A 19,839-nucleotide genomic window follows, 5' to 3' on the forward strand; every position below is an offset into this window, starting at 1 on the left:
CAATAATTTTATTTAATTTTGCCTTTCATGAAGAAAAAGAAGGAGCCTAAAAAGATTAAAAGGAAATTACTCGATAAGTATAGATTGGTTATACTTAACGAGCTTACTTTTGAAGAGCGCCTGTCTTTTAAATTAACTAGGCTCAATGTATTTGTTATGGGGTCTTTATCGGCTTTAATTTTAATAGCATTAACCTATACATTAATTGCATTTACTCCGCTTAGAGAGTATATTCCTGGGTATTCTTCAACAGCTTTAAAAAAGAAAGCAACAGAGCTTACTTTTAAAACAGATTCTTTACATAGAGTAATAGCCATGAATGAATTGTACTATGGTTCTATAAAAAAGGTGCTAAAAGGGGATGTAAGTTCTGTAGATTTCAATAAAGATTCTATTATTGAAGCTGTCAAATTAGAGGCTAGTGAAGTAGATTTAGTACCAATAGCCGAAGATTCTCTATTAAGAGATAAAGTTGATAAAGAAGATAAATACAACTTGTTTGAATCTGCTACAACAGCTACCAATTTTGTGTTATTTCCACCTGTAAATGGTATTGTAACTGAACATTATAATGCTAAAGAAAAACACTATGCCGTAGATATTGTGGTGCCTAAAGACACTCCTGTTAAAGCCACAGCAGATGGTATTGTTATATTTTCTGAATGGACAGCTAGTACAGGTTATGTAATTATTATAGAACATAGTTATGGGCTAATATCCGTATATAAGCATAATGAAGAACTCACTAAATCTCAAGGGGATTTGGTAAAAGCTGGAGAAGTTATTGCCACTGCTGGCAACACAGGAGAACTCTCAACGGGACCTCATTTACATTTTGAACTTTGGAACGATGGTTACCCTATCAATCCAACAAATTTTATAGATTTTAAATAATGCTGTCAATAAAATCTGTTTTAGCGAAACCATTTGCAAAACGTGTTTACAAAAACATGAAAAAGTGGGCCAACAACCCTATAAAAACTCAAGAAAAAGTTTTTCAAGAATTAATTTCCAGTGCGACTCCTACTCAGTTTGGAAAAGACCATGATTTTATTAGTATAAATTCGCATGAAGACTTTGTAAAACGTGTTCCTGTAAGGGATTACGAAGCCCTGAGGCCTTATGTTGAAAGAGTTGTAGCAGGAGAAAAAGATATACTTTGGAAAGGAAAGCCCATTTATTTTGCAAAAACATCAGGAACAACCTCTGGAGCTAAATATATTCCTATTACAAAAGAGAGTATGCCAAGTCATGTTGAGGCAGCAAGAAATGCTATTTTGCTATATATACATGAAACTGGCAATTCCAAATTTGTTGATGGAAAAATGATTTTTTTGCAAGGTAGCCCAATTTTAAATGAGCAAAATGGTGTGAAATTAGGAAGGCTTTCAGGTATAGTGGCGCATTATGTACCTAAGTATCTCCAGAAAAACAGATTGCCATCTTGGGAAACCAATTGTATTGAAGATTGGGAAACAAAAGTAGATGCCATTGTAAATGAAACTTTAAATGAAGACATGACCATTATTTCTGGAATCCCATCTTGGGTACAAATGTATTTTGAGAAGTTGATTCAAAAAACAGGAAAGCCTGTTGGTGAAATTTTCAGGAATTTTAATTTATTCATTTTTGGCGGAGTTAATTATGAGCCATATCGTTCTAAGTTTGAAAGTTTAATAGGAAGAAAGGTAGATAGTATTGAGCTATATCCTGCAAGTGAGGGTTTTTTCGCTTTTCAAGACAAACAGAATGAAAAAGGAATGCTGTTGCAATTAAACTCAGGCATATTTTATGAGTTCATTAAAGCCGATGAATTTTTTACAGATAACCCAAAACGTATTACTATAAAAGATGTTGAGGTAGATGTAAATTATGTTATGATAATTTCTACCAATGCTGGTCTATGGGGATATAATATTGGAGATACAGTTCAATTTACTTCCATAAAACCATACCGCGTTATCGTATCGGGTAGAATAAAACATTTTATTTCTGCTTTTGGTGAACATGTTATTGGTAAGGAGGTAGAACAAGCTATTCAAGAAGTTAGTACTAATACGGGTATTAGTATTACAGAGTTTACAGTAGCCCCTCAAATTAATCCTAAAAAAGGGTTGCCATATCATGAATGGTTTATTGAGTTTGAAGAAGAGCCTAAAGATCTTGATGCTTTAGCAAAAAAAATAGATGAATCGCTGCAGAAACAAAACACATATTATTTTGACTTAATTGAAGGTAAGGTGCTACAAACCCTTAAAATCACTACCGTTAAGAAAGATGGATTTAAAATGTATATGAAATCTATTGGTAAATTAGGAGGGCAAAATAAATTACCAAGACTTTCTAATGATAGAAAAATTGTTAAGGATTTTCCGTACATAAATTAAAACAAATAGTATTATCTTTGGCTCTGAAAAAATGCGCTAATGGGTAATATAAAACATCATGAAAGAACGCGAGCTCAAGAGAGTTCAAGTGCTATTGAAAGGATGTATATTACTATGCGCCATTTGTTTATTCGTGGGTTTTATAAACCTATGGGTATTTCGGGAGAAATGCTTCGCAATTCTTTACTGCTTTTGAGGCCGGAAATCTACGGTTCTATTGGAGAAGAAAAAGCAGAAATTGAAGGGTTATTATATGTTATAGACAGACTTCCAGAAGGTATTGAAGAATGTACATTTATTAACTTAACTAGTGATGAGGGTTATTCTAATTCACATTTCAAACCAATTATTCCAGAAAAGAGACGTAGAAATTGTTACAGAATTGATTCTGAACAAATGAATATTGAGATTACCAGAGGTCGTTCTGAAATTTATGATATATTAACACATCTTACTTTTCTTTTTGTAGAATCTCATAAAATTAGTAATAGAGTTTTAATCAATGAAGAGGGCTTAACCACAAGAGATTGGGAAAAGTTAGAAAAGGCAGTGCTTTCTAAAGGAGATTTAACTAAAGAAGAACGTGAAGTAGCCATAACCCACACAGCAAATATACTTGGAAGAACTTTTAATGAACTTAGGGCTGTGTATGAAGATTTTGCAACTAAAAAGCAACCGGAAAGACTTTTGCATATTGTTTATTGGTTGGGGAAACTTGCTATAGAAGAAGAAATAGGTAGGAATAAAAGAACCATTACATTTAGTCCTGTATTAAGAGAACGAATTGGGCATCATATTTATGGAGAAATATGGGCAAACAATATAAAAGAAATTCTTTTTAAGAATAGTTTAATTGAACGACCTGTTCATATTATAAGCGCCAATATGCATAGTGTTATGAACACACTTTTTACCTCATTATCTTTAAAAAAGACAGCCGGAAAAAAAGATGTTTTTGAAGTTTATGAAGAGCTAAGTAAAAAAGAAAATGAAGCATTACGCAATAAAATAACAAATACAGCGTTGCGAAATGGAATGATGTATATCAAGGATGATTCAGGGACGAATATTGACGTTCAAATATTTGATACTAGTAAGATTGATCAGACTAATGTTGATATTAAGATTAATGATTTCGCTTTAAAGGAAAAAAGGCCTGTGATTTTGGTAATGGATTATGCCTTTGGTGAACAAGCCTACGAAACTATAGATGAACTTTTGAAACCATTTGACAAGAATGGGGAAAAGATTCATTTAAATGTTGAATCTATTTCAATTATGGGTAAAGCAGGTATTTTGGAAGGTGGTAAAGGTGATATAATGATTCCTTCGGCTCACATTTTTGAAGGAACAGCCGATAATTATCCTTTTAAAAATGAACTAAAAAAAGAAGACTTAAATGGTCAAGGAATTGATGTTTATGAAGGGGCTATGATTACTGTTTTAGGAACCTCTCTTCAAAACAAAGATATTCTTAAATTCTTTTATAATTCAACTTGGCAAGTTATAGGCTTGGAAATGGAGGGAGCTCATTATCAAAAGGCAATTCAGGCGGCTTCAAAAGTAAGAGGCAGTATTAATCCCAATGTTAAAGTAAGATATGCGTATTATGCCAGTGATAACCCTTTAGAAACAGGAGCTACCTTAGCCTCAGGAGGTTTGGGTACTACAGGTGTAAAACCAACCTATTTAATAACAAGAACTATTTTAGAACAAATATTAAACTAAACAAGTATTATGAGTAAAGATTCTCCTCAACCGCAACAATCTGAAGAAGTAGATTTAGGGCAGTTATTTAAGTTTATCGGAAAAGCTTTTGATCGATTATCTAAATTTATTTCAAATATATTTATTGGTGTTTATAAGGTAACCATATTAATTCTAATACATATTTATAAACGATTAGTTTGGTATGTATCCGCGGTTTTAGTGGGTGTAGTTTTAGGTTTTATTATAGATTCTAATTCAGAGAAATTGTATGGAGCGAATATGCATATCCAAACAAATTATAATTCTGCAAGACAGGTTTATGAAAACATAAAGCAATTTCATCAATTAGCAAGTATTGATAAAGATACTTCAGCCTTAGCTGAAAAGCTAAATCTTACTTTATCAGAAGCTTCAAGTTTAAAAGGTTTTTTTATTGAACCTGATATAGATGAGAATGAGATAGCAGAAATGTATTCTGATTTTTACCAACGCCTAGATTCCATTTCACAACTGGAAATGACTTATGATAGATATAAAAATTCTTTAACACCCTATAATTTTTCTATTCACAGAATTGGTGTTTCTTCTGAGGATAAACATATTTATAAAAGAATTCAAGCCTCTTTTATTAATGGGATTTCAAAAAATGAATATTTAGATAACCTTTTGAAGGCAAACGTTGAAATATTGCAAAAAAAGGATAAGTCTTTATTTGATCAGGTTAAAAAAACAGACTCTTTAGCAGGGGAATATTTGAAAATTAGAATTAAGGAATCTAATAAAGAAATTTTACCTGGTACCGGAACAAATTTATATTTGGGTGATTCGGAGTCTTCCTCAGGTAGTTTAATTGTTGATGAATCTAAAGTTCTCCAGCTCCGATTAAGGTATGAACAAGAAAGAAGAAAAATAGACAGTGCATATGCTATTAAGAAAAACATTATTAATGTTATGGCTGACTTTCCAGAATCAGGATATGATATTAGAGAGTGGTATGATAAAATGAAGTTATTATTACCTGTTGTACTTTTTTCAATTACCGTATTAATTTTTTCTGTTATCGGTCTTGGAAGGTTTTTGAATGAGCAAAGTAAGAATTAAAAGTTTTGATTAATTTTTTAGAATTTGCTTTCTTCATTTCTATTTTACTCTAATTTATTTAAGTTTCTCCTTTTTTAAGATGAAAAGATTAATAGTTGCTTACATATTTTTCACCCTAACAATTATGGGGTGTGAAAAAAGAAAGAACCATACTTCTGTTCACAGCGATGTAATTAGTGAGGTTAGATATGACGAGTTTAAGAACTGGGAATTTAGGGGTATAGAAATGTCTAAAGTTAATGAACAGTTTCAAGGTGAAGATGTTTACAATTTATCTGTTGTTGATCATATTGAAACCTTTACGTTTGTTGCTATTAATAATATAAAAATTCGATATACTGGAGGTAAATATAGAATAACATTTTTTGTTAAACCTATAAATGAGTATAGTAATTATGGAATAAGAGTTCAAGAGGTTTATCCCACGAGGCTTGATGCTGTTTTTGATTTTGCAAGTAAAACTGTAAGGGGCGTATATAAGAATGGTGAATTTACAAACAATGAAAAATTAAAAATAAAACCAGAAGAAAATGGTTGGTTTGAATGCGTTTTAGAGTTAGAGATTAAAGCTAGTTATTTTAGATTGTTGTTTGGACCAACTGATGTAGTTGAAAATCAAGTAAAATCTTGGGAATCAGAAGCTTTAAATAAAAAAAGTAGAGGGCTTTTAATTGTGCCTTCCAAAATAAAAATTGAGGAACTAAAATTATAAACTAGAATGAAAGATTATGGTTAGTTGCTAGTCCGATTTAGGTTTATATGAAATAAGAGAATTTTATAATGAATAAAATAAAACAAGAGAAAAGAATTATTGCTTCAAACTTTTTCTCTTTATCGGTTCTTCAAATAGCAAACTATATCTTACCTTTAATAATTCTGCCCTTTTTGGTAAGGGTTTTGGGACTAGAAAAATTTGGATTAGTAATGTTTGCTCAGTCATTGGCAACATTTTTTAATATTGCCGTTGATTTTGGTTTTGAAATAAGCGGAACTAGGGAAATAGCATTATTAAAAAAACAAAAAGAAAAAGTATCTCAAATATTTTCGGCCATTATCTTAATTAAATTAGGTTTGGTCATTTTTTGGTTTTTAATGTTATGGTTTATGGTAGAGCTCGTGCCAAGATTTAGAGAAAATTCAATAGTTTATTTTTTAAGTTTTGGTGTTGTAGTTGGTAATACTTTGTTTCCTGTATGGTTTTTTCAGGGAATTGAAAAAATGAAATTTGTTACTTTAATAAATATATTAGCAAAACTGATATTTACCATATTAATTTTCTTCATAATTAGAAATGAGTCTGATTATTACTTAGTGCCTGCATTTAACTCAATAGGTTATATTATAGCAGGTTTTTTAGGGTTGGTTATAGCACTTAAGCACACTAAATTAGTTGTACCTCCATGGATCTTAATAAAGAGGCTTTTTTATGACAGTACGAGTCTGTTTTTAGGGAAATTTGCCACTAATTTATATACCACCTGTAATGTTTTAATTCTTGGGTTTTTTACTGTTGATAGTATAGTAGGAGTATATTCGAGTATTGAAAAATTATTACTAGCAGTCAAGAATGTTTATGTTCCTTTTTATCAAGCTGTATTTCCTTGGTTGTCAAATCAACCTTACATAAAAAGAATTCAGTTTTTAAAGAAAATAGGCCCTGTTATTTTAATGGTTGGAGTGGGAATTACATCTGTAATATTGTTTTTCGGAAAAGAAATATTAACTATTATTTACAATGATGAGTTTTTATTGGAATATATTAATGTTTTTAAAATTCTTGGGTTTCTAGCTATTTTATCTGGGCTAAATATGATGTTTATAAGTTTATATTTTCCTGCAGTAAAAATGTATAAAACGAGAATGCGGATTTTATTTCAAGCGGGAATATTACATTTATGTATAAGTTTAGTTTTGGTTAAGATAAACGGTATTTATGGTATGGCCTTTTCTGTGCTGACTACTGAGCTGTTATTACTGGTGTTTAGTTATATTATTTACATTAAAAATTTAAAGAAGGAGAAGGAATGTTTTTTAAGTAAAGAAAACATACAAGACTAGTTTTTATGGTATTTTTTATAGTTTTCATTGTTTTGTTTTGTTGCTTCAAGCGACCCATTTTGGGGCTTGCTTTATTATTACAAATGAATATTATTCGCTCAATACCATATATTGATTATACTTCACCTTGTTTCAATTGCATTAATGAGACGGATGTTTTGTTAGGAGCAATTACCCCTTTTCTTGGTTTTACCATTATTTTACTTAGATCAAGCTTTATAAAATCAATTAAATATGTGATTGATGTTTTTGATGTTTTTTTTGTGATTTCTATTTTCACTTTATTTTTGACGTCTATATATGCAACAGATTTTGTCGAGTCATTAGATTATAGTCTCAGGTTTTTATTTCTTGGCTCTCCATTTTTTTATGTGCCGAAAATATTAATTATTAATTCTAACAATTATGAAGGTTATTTGAAATCTTTGCTAATATATTCTTTTTTATTAGCAGTAGCTCTTGGCGTTTTTGGAGGTTTTTTATATCTATTTAAAGGTTATGGCCATGGAGCTTATAGATTAACCCTCCCGGGAGTTCATCCTATACCCTTTAGCCAACTAATAGGACTAGGTATTATAACTTCATTTATAATGTTTATAACAAATGGGAGGTTTTTTAATATCCAGTCAAAATTTAAATTAAACTTCAATAAAGTGATTTTACCTTTATTGGTTTTACTCTTATTAGCTACCCAGACACGGGGAGTCATGCTATCTGTAACTATATCTTTTATGTTGTATTTAGTTTTAGCAAAAGTTAAAATAAAAAGAAGTGTAATTTATGCTTCGGCAGCATTTATGGTTTTAGCCCTTATTGTTGCAATTCAATATATAGATTTTGAAGTATTATTTGAAAGATTATTAGCTAAACAAACAGAGAAGTCAGTTGATGATAGATTTATTGCTTACAGTGATAGTATAGCTATTTTTTTAGATCACCCTTTTGGAATTGGTCCAGATGCCTTTAAATATTACTCTATATTGCCTTATCCGCATAATCTGTTCTTAGAATTTTTAGGTCAATATGGCTTATTTGGTTTAGTTATGTCCTTGTATTTAGTGTTTTTAATTGTATACATGTACTTTATAACTTATAAACTCCGTAGATTTAATTTAATATATATCATTTTATTAGCGCTCTTTTTTTATTACTTTATTGAGGCTATGTTTAGCTTTACTCTGTGGATGCATAAGGGGATGTTTTTAACTTTAGGTTTATTTGCTGGATACCATTATAAATTACGAAAGCAGAAAGAATTAATTGATATAAAATGATAAGAAAGCTAAATATTAGTTGGTTTATTTTCTATTTGAGTATTATATTATTTGGGTTGTATCCATTAATTCCTGAAAGGCTAGAAAGTTATCCTCCTATAATTTTTAGTGTTAGTAGTTTTATTTTATTTGTTATAGGCAATAGACAAGGCCCAAAGTATAAGCCATTGATTTTTATGGGCTCACTTTTTTTATTTTTTTTAATCAGTACTTTTTTTTCAGATAACATACATAGAGGTTTTAAAAAAATTGAAACCATGTTGAGCATTATTGTATTTCCAGTAGTATGCTTTTGGTTTCTTCGAAATGTTAAATGGGATTTTAATAAGATTGAGGCAGTTTTATTTAAAACTTTTTTTTCATCAACAATAGTTTTCTCATTGATAGCATTTTATATGCTGAATTTTTATCGTAACCCGAAGTTTTCAACAAAAGATTCTGATTTTTTTAGGAATGCAATAACAGATATTCCATATATAGGTGATCATTCTATTTATGTTTCTTTATTCATTGCCATTGCTATATTAATGGGATTCTCCATCTTTTCAAAGCTCAAAAAGGGGTTTTGGACAAAATTAGTAATAATATTGGGCATATTGGTTTTAACTACATTGCTTCTGTTATTAATGAGTAAAGGGGTTATTCTTGGCTTAATTATGTCACTTTTAGTTGTTTTTATTTTTAAAAAGAAAAGTTGGAAAAAAATAATTCTAATTGGCATTTTGATAATCTTGTTAGGGTTTGTTTTATTACCAAAGCAAAATAATAGATTTATAGAATTATTTAAACTTGAGTCTTTTGAAAAAGTAGATTTAAGCAACTCAACTAGCGTAAGGTTTTTCGTATTAAAGTCTTCATTTGGTCTGGTATTAGAAAGCCCTATATTTGGATATGGATTAGGAGATGTTCAAAATGAATTAGATATGAAATATGCACAAAATGATTTACGATTACCTAAAGGTAAATACAATAGTCATAACCAATATTTATTTGTTTGGTTATCATGTGGAGCATTTGGGTTAATAGTTTTTATTCTTAGCCTTGTTTATATTTTTAATTTAGCTATAGGGTTTAAGGATTATTTTCTTTTAGGGCTTTTAATTCTTTATATAGTCTCTTTTCTTTTTGAAAACGTGTTGAGTAGACAATCTGGTGTAATATTGTTTGCATTTCTTATGAATTTTTTAATCTTGAAGAACTTAAATGGAAAAGTTCAAAATACTTTATTGAAATAAATAATTTAAATGAGTATTAAACCATATTTTTGAACTAAAATAATAAAATGAACTATTACGACGAATATTATTTTAATTGGCAAAAAAACATTGGTGCTTTTGGAGGTAAAGCAAACGTGTTTAAATTTAAAAAATATATTAATTCAAATTCTAAGGTAATTGATTTCGGGTCAGGAGGAGGTTATCTTTTATCTAATATTAGTTGTGGTGAAAAGGTTGGAATTGAAATAAATGAAAGTGCCAGACAATTAGCAAATAAAATGGGAGTGAAATCATATGAAAACATTGAATCTATTGATGATAATTGGGCTGATTTAATAATTTCTAATCATGCATTGGAACATGTAGAAAGCCCATTGAGTGAGCTAAAAAAACTGTATAAAAAGTTGAAGCCAAATGGAAAAATAGTGTTTGTTGTTCCTTATGAAAAGAAAAATAAGTATAAACCAAATGATATTAATTTTCATTTGTATACATGGTCAGAGATGAACTTAGGGAATTTATTTAATCACGCAGGTTTTGAAGTTTTAGAAGTTGAGGAGTTATTACATAAGTGGCCCCCAAACTATTTGAAAATTAGAAAAATCTTAGGAGAAAAAGTTTTTAATATTGTTTGTAATCTTTATGGTTTTTTAAATAATAATTCCAGTCAAATTAGGATAGAAGCTATCAAATCAAGTAACTCATAATTTACCTTTAATTATTTTTATTTTGACTCAAGTTTCTAAAAATAAATTAGTTGTGTTGCAAACTGTAATTCCAGATTACCGAAGTAATTTATTTAATTATATTAAGGCTGAGTTAAAAGAATTTGAGCTTTTTGGCGGAGATGAATATTTTGAAAGTTCTGTAAAAAGCAATGAAAATACTACCTCCTTTAAAAAGGTAAATAATTATTATTTTTTTAATAGAAAATTTTTATTTCAAATTGGTTTTTGGAACATTGTTACCAAAGAAAATGTAATGGTTTTGGAGTTAAACCCTAGAATTATTTCAAATTGGGTGGTACTATTTGTTAGGAAAATCCTTAAAAAAAAAACAGTTTTATGGGGCCATGCTTGGCCACGATTAGGATCTCGTAGTAAAACGGATAGAGTTAGAGGTTTTATGAGAAATCTAGCTGATGTAATACTTGTTTATACCGCAACTCAGAAAAATGAATTACAAATAAAAATGCCAAACGCAAATATATTATTTGCACCTAATTCAGTTTATTATAAAAAAGATATGATTACCAACAATAATGGTAATGATATAAATAATTTAATTTATGTTGGAAGATTAACACCTGCAAAAAAAGCTTTCTTTTTAGTAGAAACCTTCCATAGCATTATTAAAAAAATCCCTGAAGATTGTCAATTAATCATTATTGGTGATGGCGAGGAGAAAGAACGAATCATGGATTATATTAATTCAAAAAATTTAATTCAAAAAATTAAAGTTTTAGGTCATATTGGTGAATATGAAAAGTTAAAAGCGTTTTATGATAAGGCGTTGTTTAGTGTCTCTCCGGGTTATGTAGGGCTTTCTATCACACAGAGTTTTGGTTTTGGAGTACCAATGTTAATTTCTAAAGATGAACCACACTCACCAGAATTAGAGGCTGTTATAGAACATAGAAATGCCTTGTTTTTTAACACTGATGATTCAGTGTTTCTTGGGAATACAATTATTAATGCATTTAAGGAAAAAGAAAAATGGGTAAATAAACGACATGACATTATGCGGTTTTGTCAAGAGAATTATTCTATAGAGGCAATGGCTAAGAGCTTTATAAGTTTAATTAAGTAATGGGGAAATTCGATAAGAGTGTTTTAATAATAGGCCCTTTTCCAAAACCAATTACGGGAAACAGTATAGCTAATAAAGTTGTATTTGAAGGGCTAAATAAAAAAAAGGGAGTAAAAGTTAGAAGAATAAATTCTTCTACTTCCTTTTTTGATGAAAAAGTTGGTGTTTTTTCTTTTAAAAAAGCATTTAATAGTTTAAGATTCAATTTTGAAGGCTATAAAATTTTTAGATCAGATATAGTTTACATTACTCCAGGTCAATCTTTTCTTGGGGTTTTAAAATATGCATTTTTAATATGGTTTTCAAAAGCCTTAAGAAAAAAGGTGGTTCTACATATTCATGGTAATTATTTAAGAGATGAATATAGAAGTATTAGTAGAATAAAAAAAAGAGTTGCAAGATCCATATTAGGAATTGCTAATAAGGGTATTGTGCTTTCAGAATCCTTAACCCCTAATCTAACACCCTTTCTAAAGAGTGAAAATATAGAAATCGTATATAATTTTGTTGAGGATTACTTATTGGAAGGTTTGAATAAGGAGGTTGTTAAAAATAAGAACTTAAAAAAACTTAGAGTTATTTATTTAAGTAATTTAATGATTGAAAAGGGGATTATTGATTTACTTGAAGCCTTGAAGATTTTAGAAAAGGATGGAGTAGAGTTTGAGGCTAAATTAGCTGGTAATATTGATATAAATTCAAGAGATAGGATTAATGAGTATTTAGAAACTCTAAACAACGTGTCTTATATTGGCGTTGTTGATGGTGATGACAAAAAGAGACTTCTTTTATGGGGTAATGTGTTTGTGTTTCCCTCATATTATAAAATGGAAGGACAACCTTTATCAATTATAGAGGCCATGGCAACTGGAAATGTAATACTTACAACAAATCATGCTGGAATTTCAGATATATTTTCAAGCAAAAACGGATTATTTGTAGAACCACAGAATCCTACAGATATAATTTTGAAAATGAAAAATGTCATGAAAGAAAAGAATAAATTTGAAGAAATTATGAGATATAACCACCAACAATCTAGTACTATTTATCGAAGTGATTTGTTCATTAATAAAATATATAAAATTTTGAAAGAAGTTTAATTATTTACAATAATTATTTGCAATGAATTTTTACAAAAAATTGATAAGGAATATTCTTAATAGGAAAATAATTTCAGTTAAGGATAAAATTCTAATTGTAGCTGGAGGACAGAAGGATATGAATGCTTTTTTAAGTTTTGGATTTGAAAATGTTACCATTTCCAACCTTGATCCTCACAAGGGTTTTGTAAACTATGAGCCTTACGATTGGATTAGACAAGATCTTGAAAACCTATCAATTGAAGATGAGGAATATGATTGGGTTTTTGTGCATGCAGGATTGCATCATTGTGCCTCACCTCATATTGGTTTATGCGAAATGTTAAGGGTTGCAAGAAAAGGTGTTGGTGTTATTGAATCTAGAGATAGTTTGTTTAATTGGTTAACAAATAAATTAGGGTTGACAACAACTTATGAAATTGAACCGTGTATTTTAAGTGGAGGCAAGTCAGGAGGTTTGAGAAATTCTCATATTCCTAATTATATTTATAAATGGACGGAAAATGAGGTGAAAAAAACTACTAATTCCTATTTACCGCATCATAAGCATAAATTTCATTTTTATTATGACCTTAAAGTTCCAATACAAAGACTTTCAATGTCTAAAAATTTGTTAAAAAAAATAGCTGCACAGATTGGAGCGATGGTATTACCGGTTTTTGTGCTTTTATTTAAAAAACAGGGAAATCTCTTTGGGTTCGTAATTCTAAAGAATATTGAGCTGCAACCTTGGTTGACGCTTAAAAATGGAGATATTCATTTTAATATGAATTATGGCCATGAAAAGTATAATCATAAACGATATAAAGAATAGTTAACTAGGTTTTTGTTTTAAAAGAACTAAGATCAATAAAGGAATTGAAAGTTGAGTAATATTACGATTATAAGCGGGTATTTTTTTCCAGAAGACACGGCTATTGGTTTATATAATACTCAAATGGTTGATTATCTTGAAGATAAAGGATATAAAGTTAGTGTAATTACTGGTTTTCCAAGCTATCCCCAATGGAAAATTAGAGATGAATATAAAGACAAAAACACATTTTTATTGGAAAATCTGGGGTCTACTAAAATATATAGATATAAGCAATATGTTCCATCAAGACCTACATTTCTGAAACGTATTTTGTTGCTTTTAGACTTTACATTAGGGTCTCTAGTTAATGTATTAAAAATTAAAGAATGTGATTTGGTGATAAGTGTTGTTCCACATACTACCACTATGTTACTTGCTTGGATTTTAAAAAAGAGGAAAAAGGCAAAGTTATGGAATCATGTTCAAGATTTCGAGTTTGATGCCGTGAGTCAAACAGGTATTTCATCGAAAGATTTTCTTTTAAAAAGAATAATATTTAAATTATTATTTAAAATTGAATCAAGTTTACTAAATAAGGGAGATATAAATAGTACCATAAGTCATGTAATGCTAAGTAAGTTAATTAGCAAATCAAAAACAGATTCGTATTATTTTCCTAACTGGATTGATATTAACAACATTAATCCTTTAAAAGAGAATAGGCACAGATATATGCCAACCAACACTGCGTTTAACATTTTATACTCTGGAAATATTGGTGACAAGCAAGATTGGGAATTTTTTCTGAATTTTGCCAGTGGTTTAGAAAACCACAATGTAAATATAATAATAGTTGGGGATGGAGCTAGACGAGAATGGTTAAATAGTAAAATTAAAGAATTAAGTAAGGTGACCTATTATCCACCTGTACCATATAATGAACTGTCAAGTTTATTAAGTAGCGCAGACTTACATATTTTATTTCAAAAAAATGACGTTGTTGATTCGGTAATGCCATCCAAATTATTGGGCATGATGGCAAGCGCTAGACCTTCACTGATTTCAGGGAATGAAGATTCAGAAGTGAAATCAGTCATTTCGGAATCTAAGGGAGGCTTTTATATATCAGATAATAGTGTTAAGAATTGTATAAATATAGTTGAGAAATTAATTGAATCTCCTAAAAAAGCTCAAGATATTGGTTTTTATGCAAGAGAACATGTAGCCAACAAATTTTCATTGAAAAAGGTTTTAAATAATTTTGAAAGTACACTAGCGAAAATTTTGAAGGAATAAATCTTTTTGTAAAATAATACTGAAAACAAAGATATTTATTCCATTCTTCTTTTGTTAAGATTAAACTATATTTGTACTAGTAATATGGTTTTAAGTTGTTTTTATGATTAAGAAAGGAGGTTATTCTAAGTTAATAAGACCTATTTTATTTATTTTAGACTTATGTATTGTTTCTTTTTTTGCTTGGGGTTTATTAACAACAAAAATTTCTGATATTATCTTTTTTGTTGGGTTTTGGTTAATTCTTTCTTTTTCCTTTTCATTTTACAGTGTATACAGGTTTACCAAAGTAACTAAGATAATATCATTATTATCTAAACAGGTTTCAGTTTTTATTTTATTAATATTTTCGTATCTCTATATAAAAGATAAAAACATTGCAATTATCGATGTTTTTAAATTTTTATTTTGCCTTTATTTTGGGTTTATTATTTGGAGAGTTTTTATTCATATAATTTTAAAAAAGTATAGGATAATCACAGGAAGTAATTATAGACGCGTTGTTATTATTGGAGCAAATGATTCTGCCAAAAAATTAGAGTTTTTTTTCAATAATGAACCTGGGTTTGGCTATAAGTTTATCGGGTTTTTTACGGATGAAGTCGATAATCATAGCAGTAAGGGGACAGTTTCTCAAAGCTATGATTTTATAATAAAGAATAATATTGATGAAGTTTATTGTGCTTTAGGTGAACTCTCAGATATTCAAATAAAACATTTTATTGAGTTTTGTGATATTAATGTAAAAACCATAAAGTTTATTCCAGACAACAAGGGCTTATACAGTAAAAACTTCTATCTAGATTATTATGATATTACACCAATTTTATCATTAAGAAAATTCCCTTTAGATGATCATTTCAATAATGTTATTAAAAGGGTTTTTGATATTGTTTTTGCGCTTTTTATTATTTGTTTTGTGCTTTCATGGCTAATTCCAATTTTAGGGCTATTTATAGTTATAGAGAGTAAAGGCCCTATTTTTTTTCAACAAAATAGACCTGGTATAAAAGAAAAAGGTTTTGGTTGTTATAAATTTAGATCTATGACGATTAATTCAAGATCTGAAGATTCAGCAACTAGAAATGATGCAAGAATAACAAAAGTTGGTAGGTTTATTAGAAAAACTAGTATTGATGAATTGCCGCAATTTATTAACGTTCTTTTTGGTTCAATGTCGGTGGTTGGTCCACGTCCTCATTTATGGAGGCAGAATGAGATATATAGACCAAAAATATCTAAATATATGGTTAGACATTTTGTTAAACCAGGGGTTACAGGATTAGCTCAAGTTAGAGGATATAGAGGGGAGATTGAAACAAATGAAGATATTATAAATAGAACTAAATACGACATTTTTTATATAGAGAATTGGTCCCTCTTATTAGATTTGAATATTGTCATTCAAACTATTTTAAATGTGTTTAGGGGTGATGATAAGGCGTATTAAAAGAGTAGTTTTGAAATTACGGTTACATCCCTTTGTATAATAATTGGGTTTAGCTGTAATTAGGCTGAACAGGAAAAAATCATAAATAATTATTAATGGGGTATATTCGAGGCAGATATTCTTGGTTGCTTAGGCCAATATTAATGGTGTGTGATATAACCATCATCAATGTTTTGTCTTTCTCCATGTTAGATTTAAACAACGAAGATTTATACTTTTTTTCCTCGGATTTCTTAAACAATAAGGACTTACTATACGGCTTTTATTCAGGTGTTTTATGGCTATTATCGACATATGCTCTTAAATTTTATAAGGTTTACAGATATACTACTATTTTAAATATTCTTTCTCTATTAACTAAGCAGTTTTTTTTATATTCAATAATAGTCTTTGCCTTTTTGGGAGTTTTTAGGAGTGTAAATTTACCTTCATTTGTTACTTTCAATTATTTATTATATTGCTTTTTGGCAATAGGATTTTTTAAAGTATCAAGTTATTATTTATTAAAACTATTTCGTTCATATTTAAAGGGAAATATTAGAAATATAATAGTTATTGGAAAAGGAGAAAATGCAGTAGAGCTTTTAAAATTTTTTGAAACTCAAAAGGATTTGGGTTATGAAGTTAAGAAAACATTTGGTATTAATGGTAGTAACTTAAATGACTCTATAGTTCATTGTTTTGAGTACTTAGAAAACCATAAAAACATTGATGAAATTTATTGCGCTATTGATGAACTTAATGAAAAAGAGGTAAATAATTTTGTTAAATATGCTAACTTAAACCATTGTAATATAAAGTTTATACCTAGTAATTTTAAGTTTTTCACAAAAAGGTTACATACAGATTATTATAATTATCTTCCAGTATTAACTTTTCAGGAGGGTGTTTTAAATAATGAATTTAATAAAGTAATAAAAAGAATATTTGATATAATATTCTCCTTATTTATTATAATTTTTGTAATGTCTTGGGTCTCAATTATTTTGTTTGTACTAATAAAATTAGAATCAAAAGGTCCCTTGTTTTATCGACACAAAAGAAATGGTATTAATTACAAAGAGTTCGATTGTTATAAGTATAGATCGTTATTTATTACCAAAGAAATAGAGGGTTCATATGTGCAACAAAATGATTCAAGAGTAACTAAAATCGGAAAATTTTTAAGAAGAACTAGTATTGATGAATTACCTCAATTTATTAATGTATTTAAAGGAGATATGAGCGTTGTAGGTCCAAGACCTCATATGCTTTCATATACGGATGAGTACTCAAAGAAAATAGATAAATATAATTTCATATTTAGGCATCAAGTAAAACCTGGTGTAACTGGATTAGCCCAAATAAAGGGATATAGAGGTGAAATTGAAATTGATACAGATATAATAAATAGAATTAAGTACGATATATTTTATATAGAGAATTGGTCTTTACTGTTAGACTTGAAAATTATTTTTCAAACCGTAATAGGCATTTTCAAAGGAGATATTAAGGCATACTAATTATGAAAGTTTCCATAATCACTCCTACTTACAATTCTGAGCGTTTTATTGAGGACACTATAAAAAGTGTTATAAATCAAACTTACAAAGATTGGGAGTTGATTATTATTGATGATAATTCTACTGATACTACCATAGAAATTGTTAGTCGCTTTTCAAATAGAAATTCTAATATCCGTTTAATAAAAAACAAAAAAAATAGCGGTGCCGCATTTTCTAGAAATAAAGGAATTAAAGAAGCTAAGGGAGACTTTATTGCTTTTTTAGATGCGGATGATTTATGGAAACCTGAAAAACTAGAAAAGCAAATTTCATTTATGCAAATTAATAATTGTAAAGTTTGCTATTCCAGTTATGAACTAATGAATGAAGAAGGGGAATTACTTAATAAACAAATCAGTGCACTACAAACCCTTAGTTATAAAAAGCTTTTAAAGAGTAACTATGTAGGCAATTTAACAGGCATATATAATGCTAAATCTTTAGGGAAGATTACTTCAATAAATTTACGTAAGCGGCAAGATTGGTTAATATGGCTAGAGGCTATAAAGAAGTCTGGAAAACCAGCAATGGGAATTAAAGAGTCATTAGCTATTTACAGGGTTAGAGAAAGCTCTGTATCATCAAACAAATGGAATCTTCTAAAATACAACTATTGGGTTTATAAGAAAGGCTTAGGCTTTTCTAGTAGGAAATCTATATACTGCTTAATAATCTTTCTTTTTGAGCACTTTTTTGTAAAATCTAAACAAAAAATTAGTTTATAAGAGATGTAAACTGTTTTAGTTTACCCGCTTTAGTTCTTTTTAAGACCGTTCTTCTTTCAAAGACAATTTTCAAACCAATTTCTAGGTATTTCTCAATGGATACCTCTATATCTTTTATTTTCATTTTAGAAAGCTCCTTAGAGCTTGAGTAAATAATTTTAAAGGTATCTGGTTTTAACTGTTGTATTACAAACTCTTTTACATTGGCATTATCCTCAATAACTGTTTTGGTAATGTAATAAAATGTTAAACCGGCTGCTTTTTTGCCACTAGGTAAAATTGCAAAGTCATTTGTTCTTCCAACCAATTTTTCAAGTATTAACTTTTTGGGAGTGCTGTTTTCTGATATAGCCCCAAAGTCTCCTAATTCATACCTAATAAAAGGGTGTGCTTTATTGTAAAGCGATGTTACCACAACTTTTCCTTCTTCACCAAAAGGTAGAGGTTTATTGTTTGAGTCTAAAATTTCAATAAATAAATCTTCGGTATTTATAACCCATTCTTTTTGTACATTATTAAATGCAATTAAGCCAACTTCAGCACAACCATATTCGTTTATAATAGGAACTCCTAGTGTGTTTTCTAAAAGCACTTTATCATTGTCAAATAAAATTTCCGCAGTAACAATGCAGGCTTTTAATGAGGGACAGACCTTGTTTAAAACAATATTCTTTTCTTTAAGAAATTTAGCAAATTGTACAATGGCGCTTGTATAACCATTCAAGTAATCAAAAGGTATTCTTCTAAATTTATTTAAAACTTTTTCAAGAGCAGTATCACTCAAATCAAACACTGAAAACCTGAAGCGATTTCCCAAAAAATCTTTAAAACGTTCTTTATAATACCCTGATTTATTTAACGGAATTCCATAAAACCTACCTTGTTTTGAGGAGTTTACATCAATATTATGCCAATAGTATTTATTAATAAAATTTGCCCATGTAATGGCGTGACAAAATTTATCTTTTGCAAATATTAATGGTGTACCAGAAGAACCAGAAGTTTTATTTGTGTATATGTTTTTAGTTGAAAACCCCTCAGATAATCTATTGTTTAGAGGTGTCTGTAAATCAGCTTTTGTCAGAATAGGAACTGAATTCCAGTCATCTATATTCGTATTTTTAGCAAAGTCTTTGTAAAATCTATTATTGTTTAAGTGGTAAAGCAAAATATCAGTTCTTTTCTCTTCAATAAAAGAAGCGTAATCTTTTTCATCAATACTTTGAATATAACCTAAGTGCTTTTTTGCTTTTTCTAATGGAAAGCCTTTAAATTTTAATGAAAAACTGAATAAGTTCACGGGTACTTGAAATATTTGTAAAGTAACTAAAAAATATTCGTGAATTAGAGGCATTAATTCTATTTTTGC

At 29.1% G+C, this 19,839-nt stretch carries 17 protein-coding genes; 16 read left to right on the top strand and 1 reads right to left on the bottom strand.

What is annotated here, in order from left to right; genetic code table 11:
• Positions 1-27 precede the first annotated feature (27 nt).
• The 16 genes from N1F78_RS06250 to N1F78_RS06325 all read left to right on the top strand — a co-directional run bounded on the left by N1F78_RS06250 (position 28) and on the right by N1F78_RS06325 (position 18,470).
• The gene (locus N1F78_RS06250) at positions 28-894 is read left to right on the top strand and encodes a M23 family metallopeptidase (protein ID WP_406685323.1); all 867 of its coding nucleotides are present in this window, start codon (positions 28-30) and stop codon (positions 892-894) included.
• Positions 894-2,387, top strand: a complete 1,494-nt coding sequence (locus tag N1F78_RS06255; protein WP_406685324.1) for a GH3 auxin-responsive promoter family protein — start codon at positions 894-896, stop codon at positions 2,385-2,387. Before N1F78_RS06250 ends, N1F78_RS06255 begins: the two co-directional genes overlap by 1 nt.
• Before the next feature lie 39 nt (positions 2,388-2,426).
• On the top strand, positions 2,427-4,115 hold the full coding sequence (locus N1F78_RS06260) for a DUF6909 family protein (RefSeq protein WP_406685325.1): 1,689 nt from the start codon (positions 2,427-2,429) through the stop codon (positions 4,113-4,115).
• A 9-nt stretch (positions 4,116-4,124) separates the two neighbouring features.
• Complete coding sequence (locus N1F78_RS06265) at positions 4,125-5,198, top strand: hypothetical protein (protein ID WP_406685326.1); 1,074 nt, start codon at positions 4,125-4,127, stop codon at positions 5,196-5,198.
• 79 nt (positions 5,199-5,277) lie between these two features.
• Positions 5,278-5,910, top strand: coding sequence for a hypothetical protein (locus N1F78_RS06270; RefSeq protein WP_406685327.1), 633 nt, complete (start codon positions 5,278-5,280; stop codon positions 5,908-5,910).
• Between the two features lie 68 nt (positions 5,911-5,978).
• Positions 5,979-7,256, top strand: a complete 1,278-nt coding sequence (locus N1F78_RS06275) for an oligosaccharide flippase family protein (protein ID WP_406685328.1) — start codon at positions 5,979-5,981, stop codon at positions 7,254-7,256.
• Positions 7,257-7,339: 83 nt separating this feature from the next.
• Complete coding sequence (locus N1F78_RS06280) at positions 7,340-8,530, top strand: O-antigen ligase family protein (RefSeq protein ID WP_406685329.1); 1,191 nt, start codon at positions 7,340-7,342, stop codon at positions 8,528-8,530.
• On the top strand, positions 8,527-9,765 hold the full coding sequence (locus tag N1F78_RS06285; RefSeq protein ID WP_406685330.1) for an O-antigen ligase family protein: 1,239 nt from the start codon (positions 8,527-8,529) through the stop codon (positions 9,763-9,765). Before N1F78_RS06280 ends, N1F78_RS06285 begins: the two co-directional genes overlap by 4 nt.
• 47 nt (positions 9,766-9,812) lie before the next feature.
• The gene (locus tag N1F78_RS06290) at positions 9,813-10,454 is read left to right on the top strand and encodes a class I SAM-dependent methyltransferase (protein WP_406685331.1); all 642 of its coding nucleotides are present in this window, start codon (positions 9,813-9,815) and stop codon (positions 10,452-10,454) included.
• Positions 10,455-10,509: 55 nt separating this feature from the next.
• Positions 10,510-11,556, top strand: a complete 1,047-nt coding sequence (locus N1F78_RS06295) for a glycosyltransferase (protein WP_406685332.1) — start codon at positions 10,510-10,512, stop codon at positions 11,554-11,556.
• On the top strand, positions 11,556-12,659 hold the full coding sequence (locus tag N1F78_RS06300; protein ID WP_406685333.1) for a glycosyltransferase family 4 protein: 1,104 nt from the start codon (positions 11,556-11,558) through the stop codon (positions 12,657-12,659). Before N1F78_RS06295 ends, N1F78_RS06300 begins: the two co-directional genes overlap by 1 nt.
• Positions 12,660-12,681: 22 nt before the next feature.
• Complete coding sequence (locus N1F78_RS06305; protein WP_406685334.1) at positions 12,682-13,473, top strand: methyltransferase domain-containing protein; 792 nt, start codon at positions 12,682-12,684, stop codon at positions 13,471-13,473.
• Positions 13,474-13,524: 51 nt separating this feature from the next.
• Positions 13,525-14,751 carry a WcaI family glycosyltransferase gene (locus tag N1F78_RS06310; RefSeq protein WP_406685335.1) on the top strand — a complete coding sequence of 409 codons (1,227 nt, stop codon included), beginning with the start codon at positions 13,525-13,527 and terminating at the stop codon, positions 14,749-14,751.
• 103 nt (positions 14,752-14,854) lie between these two features.
• The gene (locus N1F78_RS06315) at positions 14,855-16,201 is read left to right on the top strand and encodes an exopolysaccharide biosynthesis polyprenyl glycosylphosphotransferase (protein WP_406685336.1); all 1,347 of its coding nucleotides are present in this window, start codon (positions 14,855-14,857) and stop codon (positions 16,199-16,201) included.
• A gap of 95 nt (positions 16,202-16,296) precedes the next feature.
• Positions 16,297-17,703, top strand: coding sequence for an exopolysaccharide biosynthesis polyprenyl glycosylphosphotransferase (locus N1F78_RS06320; protein WP_406685337.1), 1,407 nt, complete (start codon positions 16,297-16,299; stop codon positions 17,701-17,703).
• Positions 17,704-17,705: 2 nt separating this feature from the next.
• Complete coding sequence (locus tag N1F78_RS06325; RefSeq protein WP_406685338.1) at positions 17,706-18,470, top strand: glycosyltransferase family 2 protein; 765 nt, start codon at positions 17,706-17,708, stop codon at positions 18,468-18,470.
• Here N1F78_RS06325 and N1F78_RS06330 read toward each other — a convergent pair.
• Entirely contained in the window at positions 18,460-19,824 is a 1,365-nt protein-coding gene (locus tag N1F78_RS06330; RefSeq protein ID WP_406685339.1) for a phenylacetate--CoA ligase family protein, read from the bottom strand. The genes N1F78_RS06325 and N1F78_RS06330 overlap by 11 nt on opposite strands.
• Between the last annotated feature and the right edge of the window lie 15 nt (positions 19,825-19,839).

Source organism: Seonamhaeicola sp. MEBiC01930, from assembly GCF_045277075.1.
In the GTDB taxonomy this organism is placed as follows: Bacteria; Bacteroidota; Bacteroidia; order Flavobacteriales; family Flavobacteriaceae; genus Seonamhaeicola.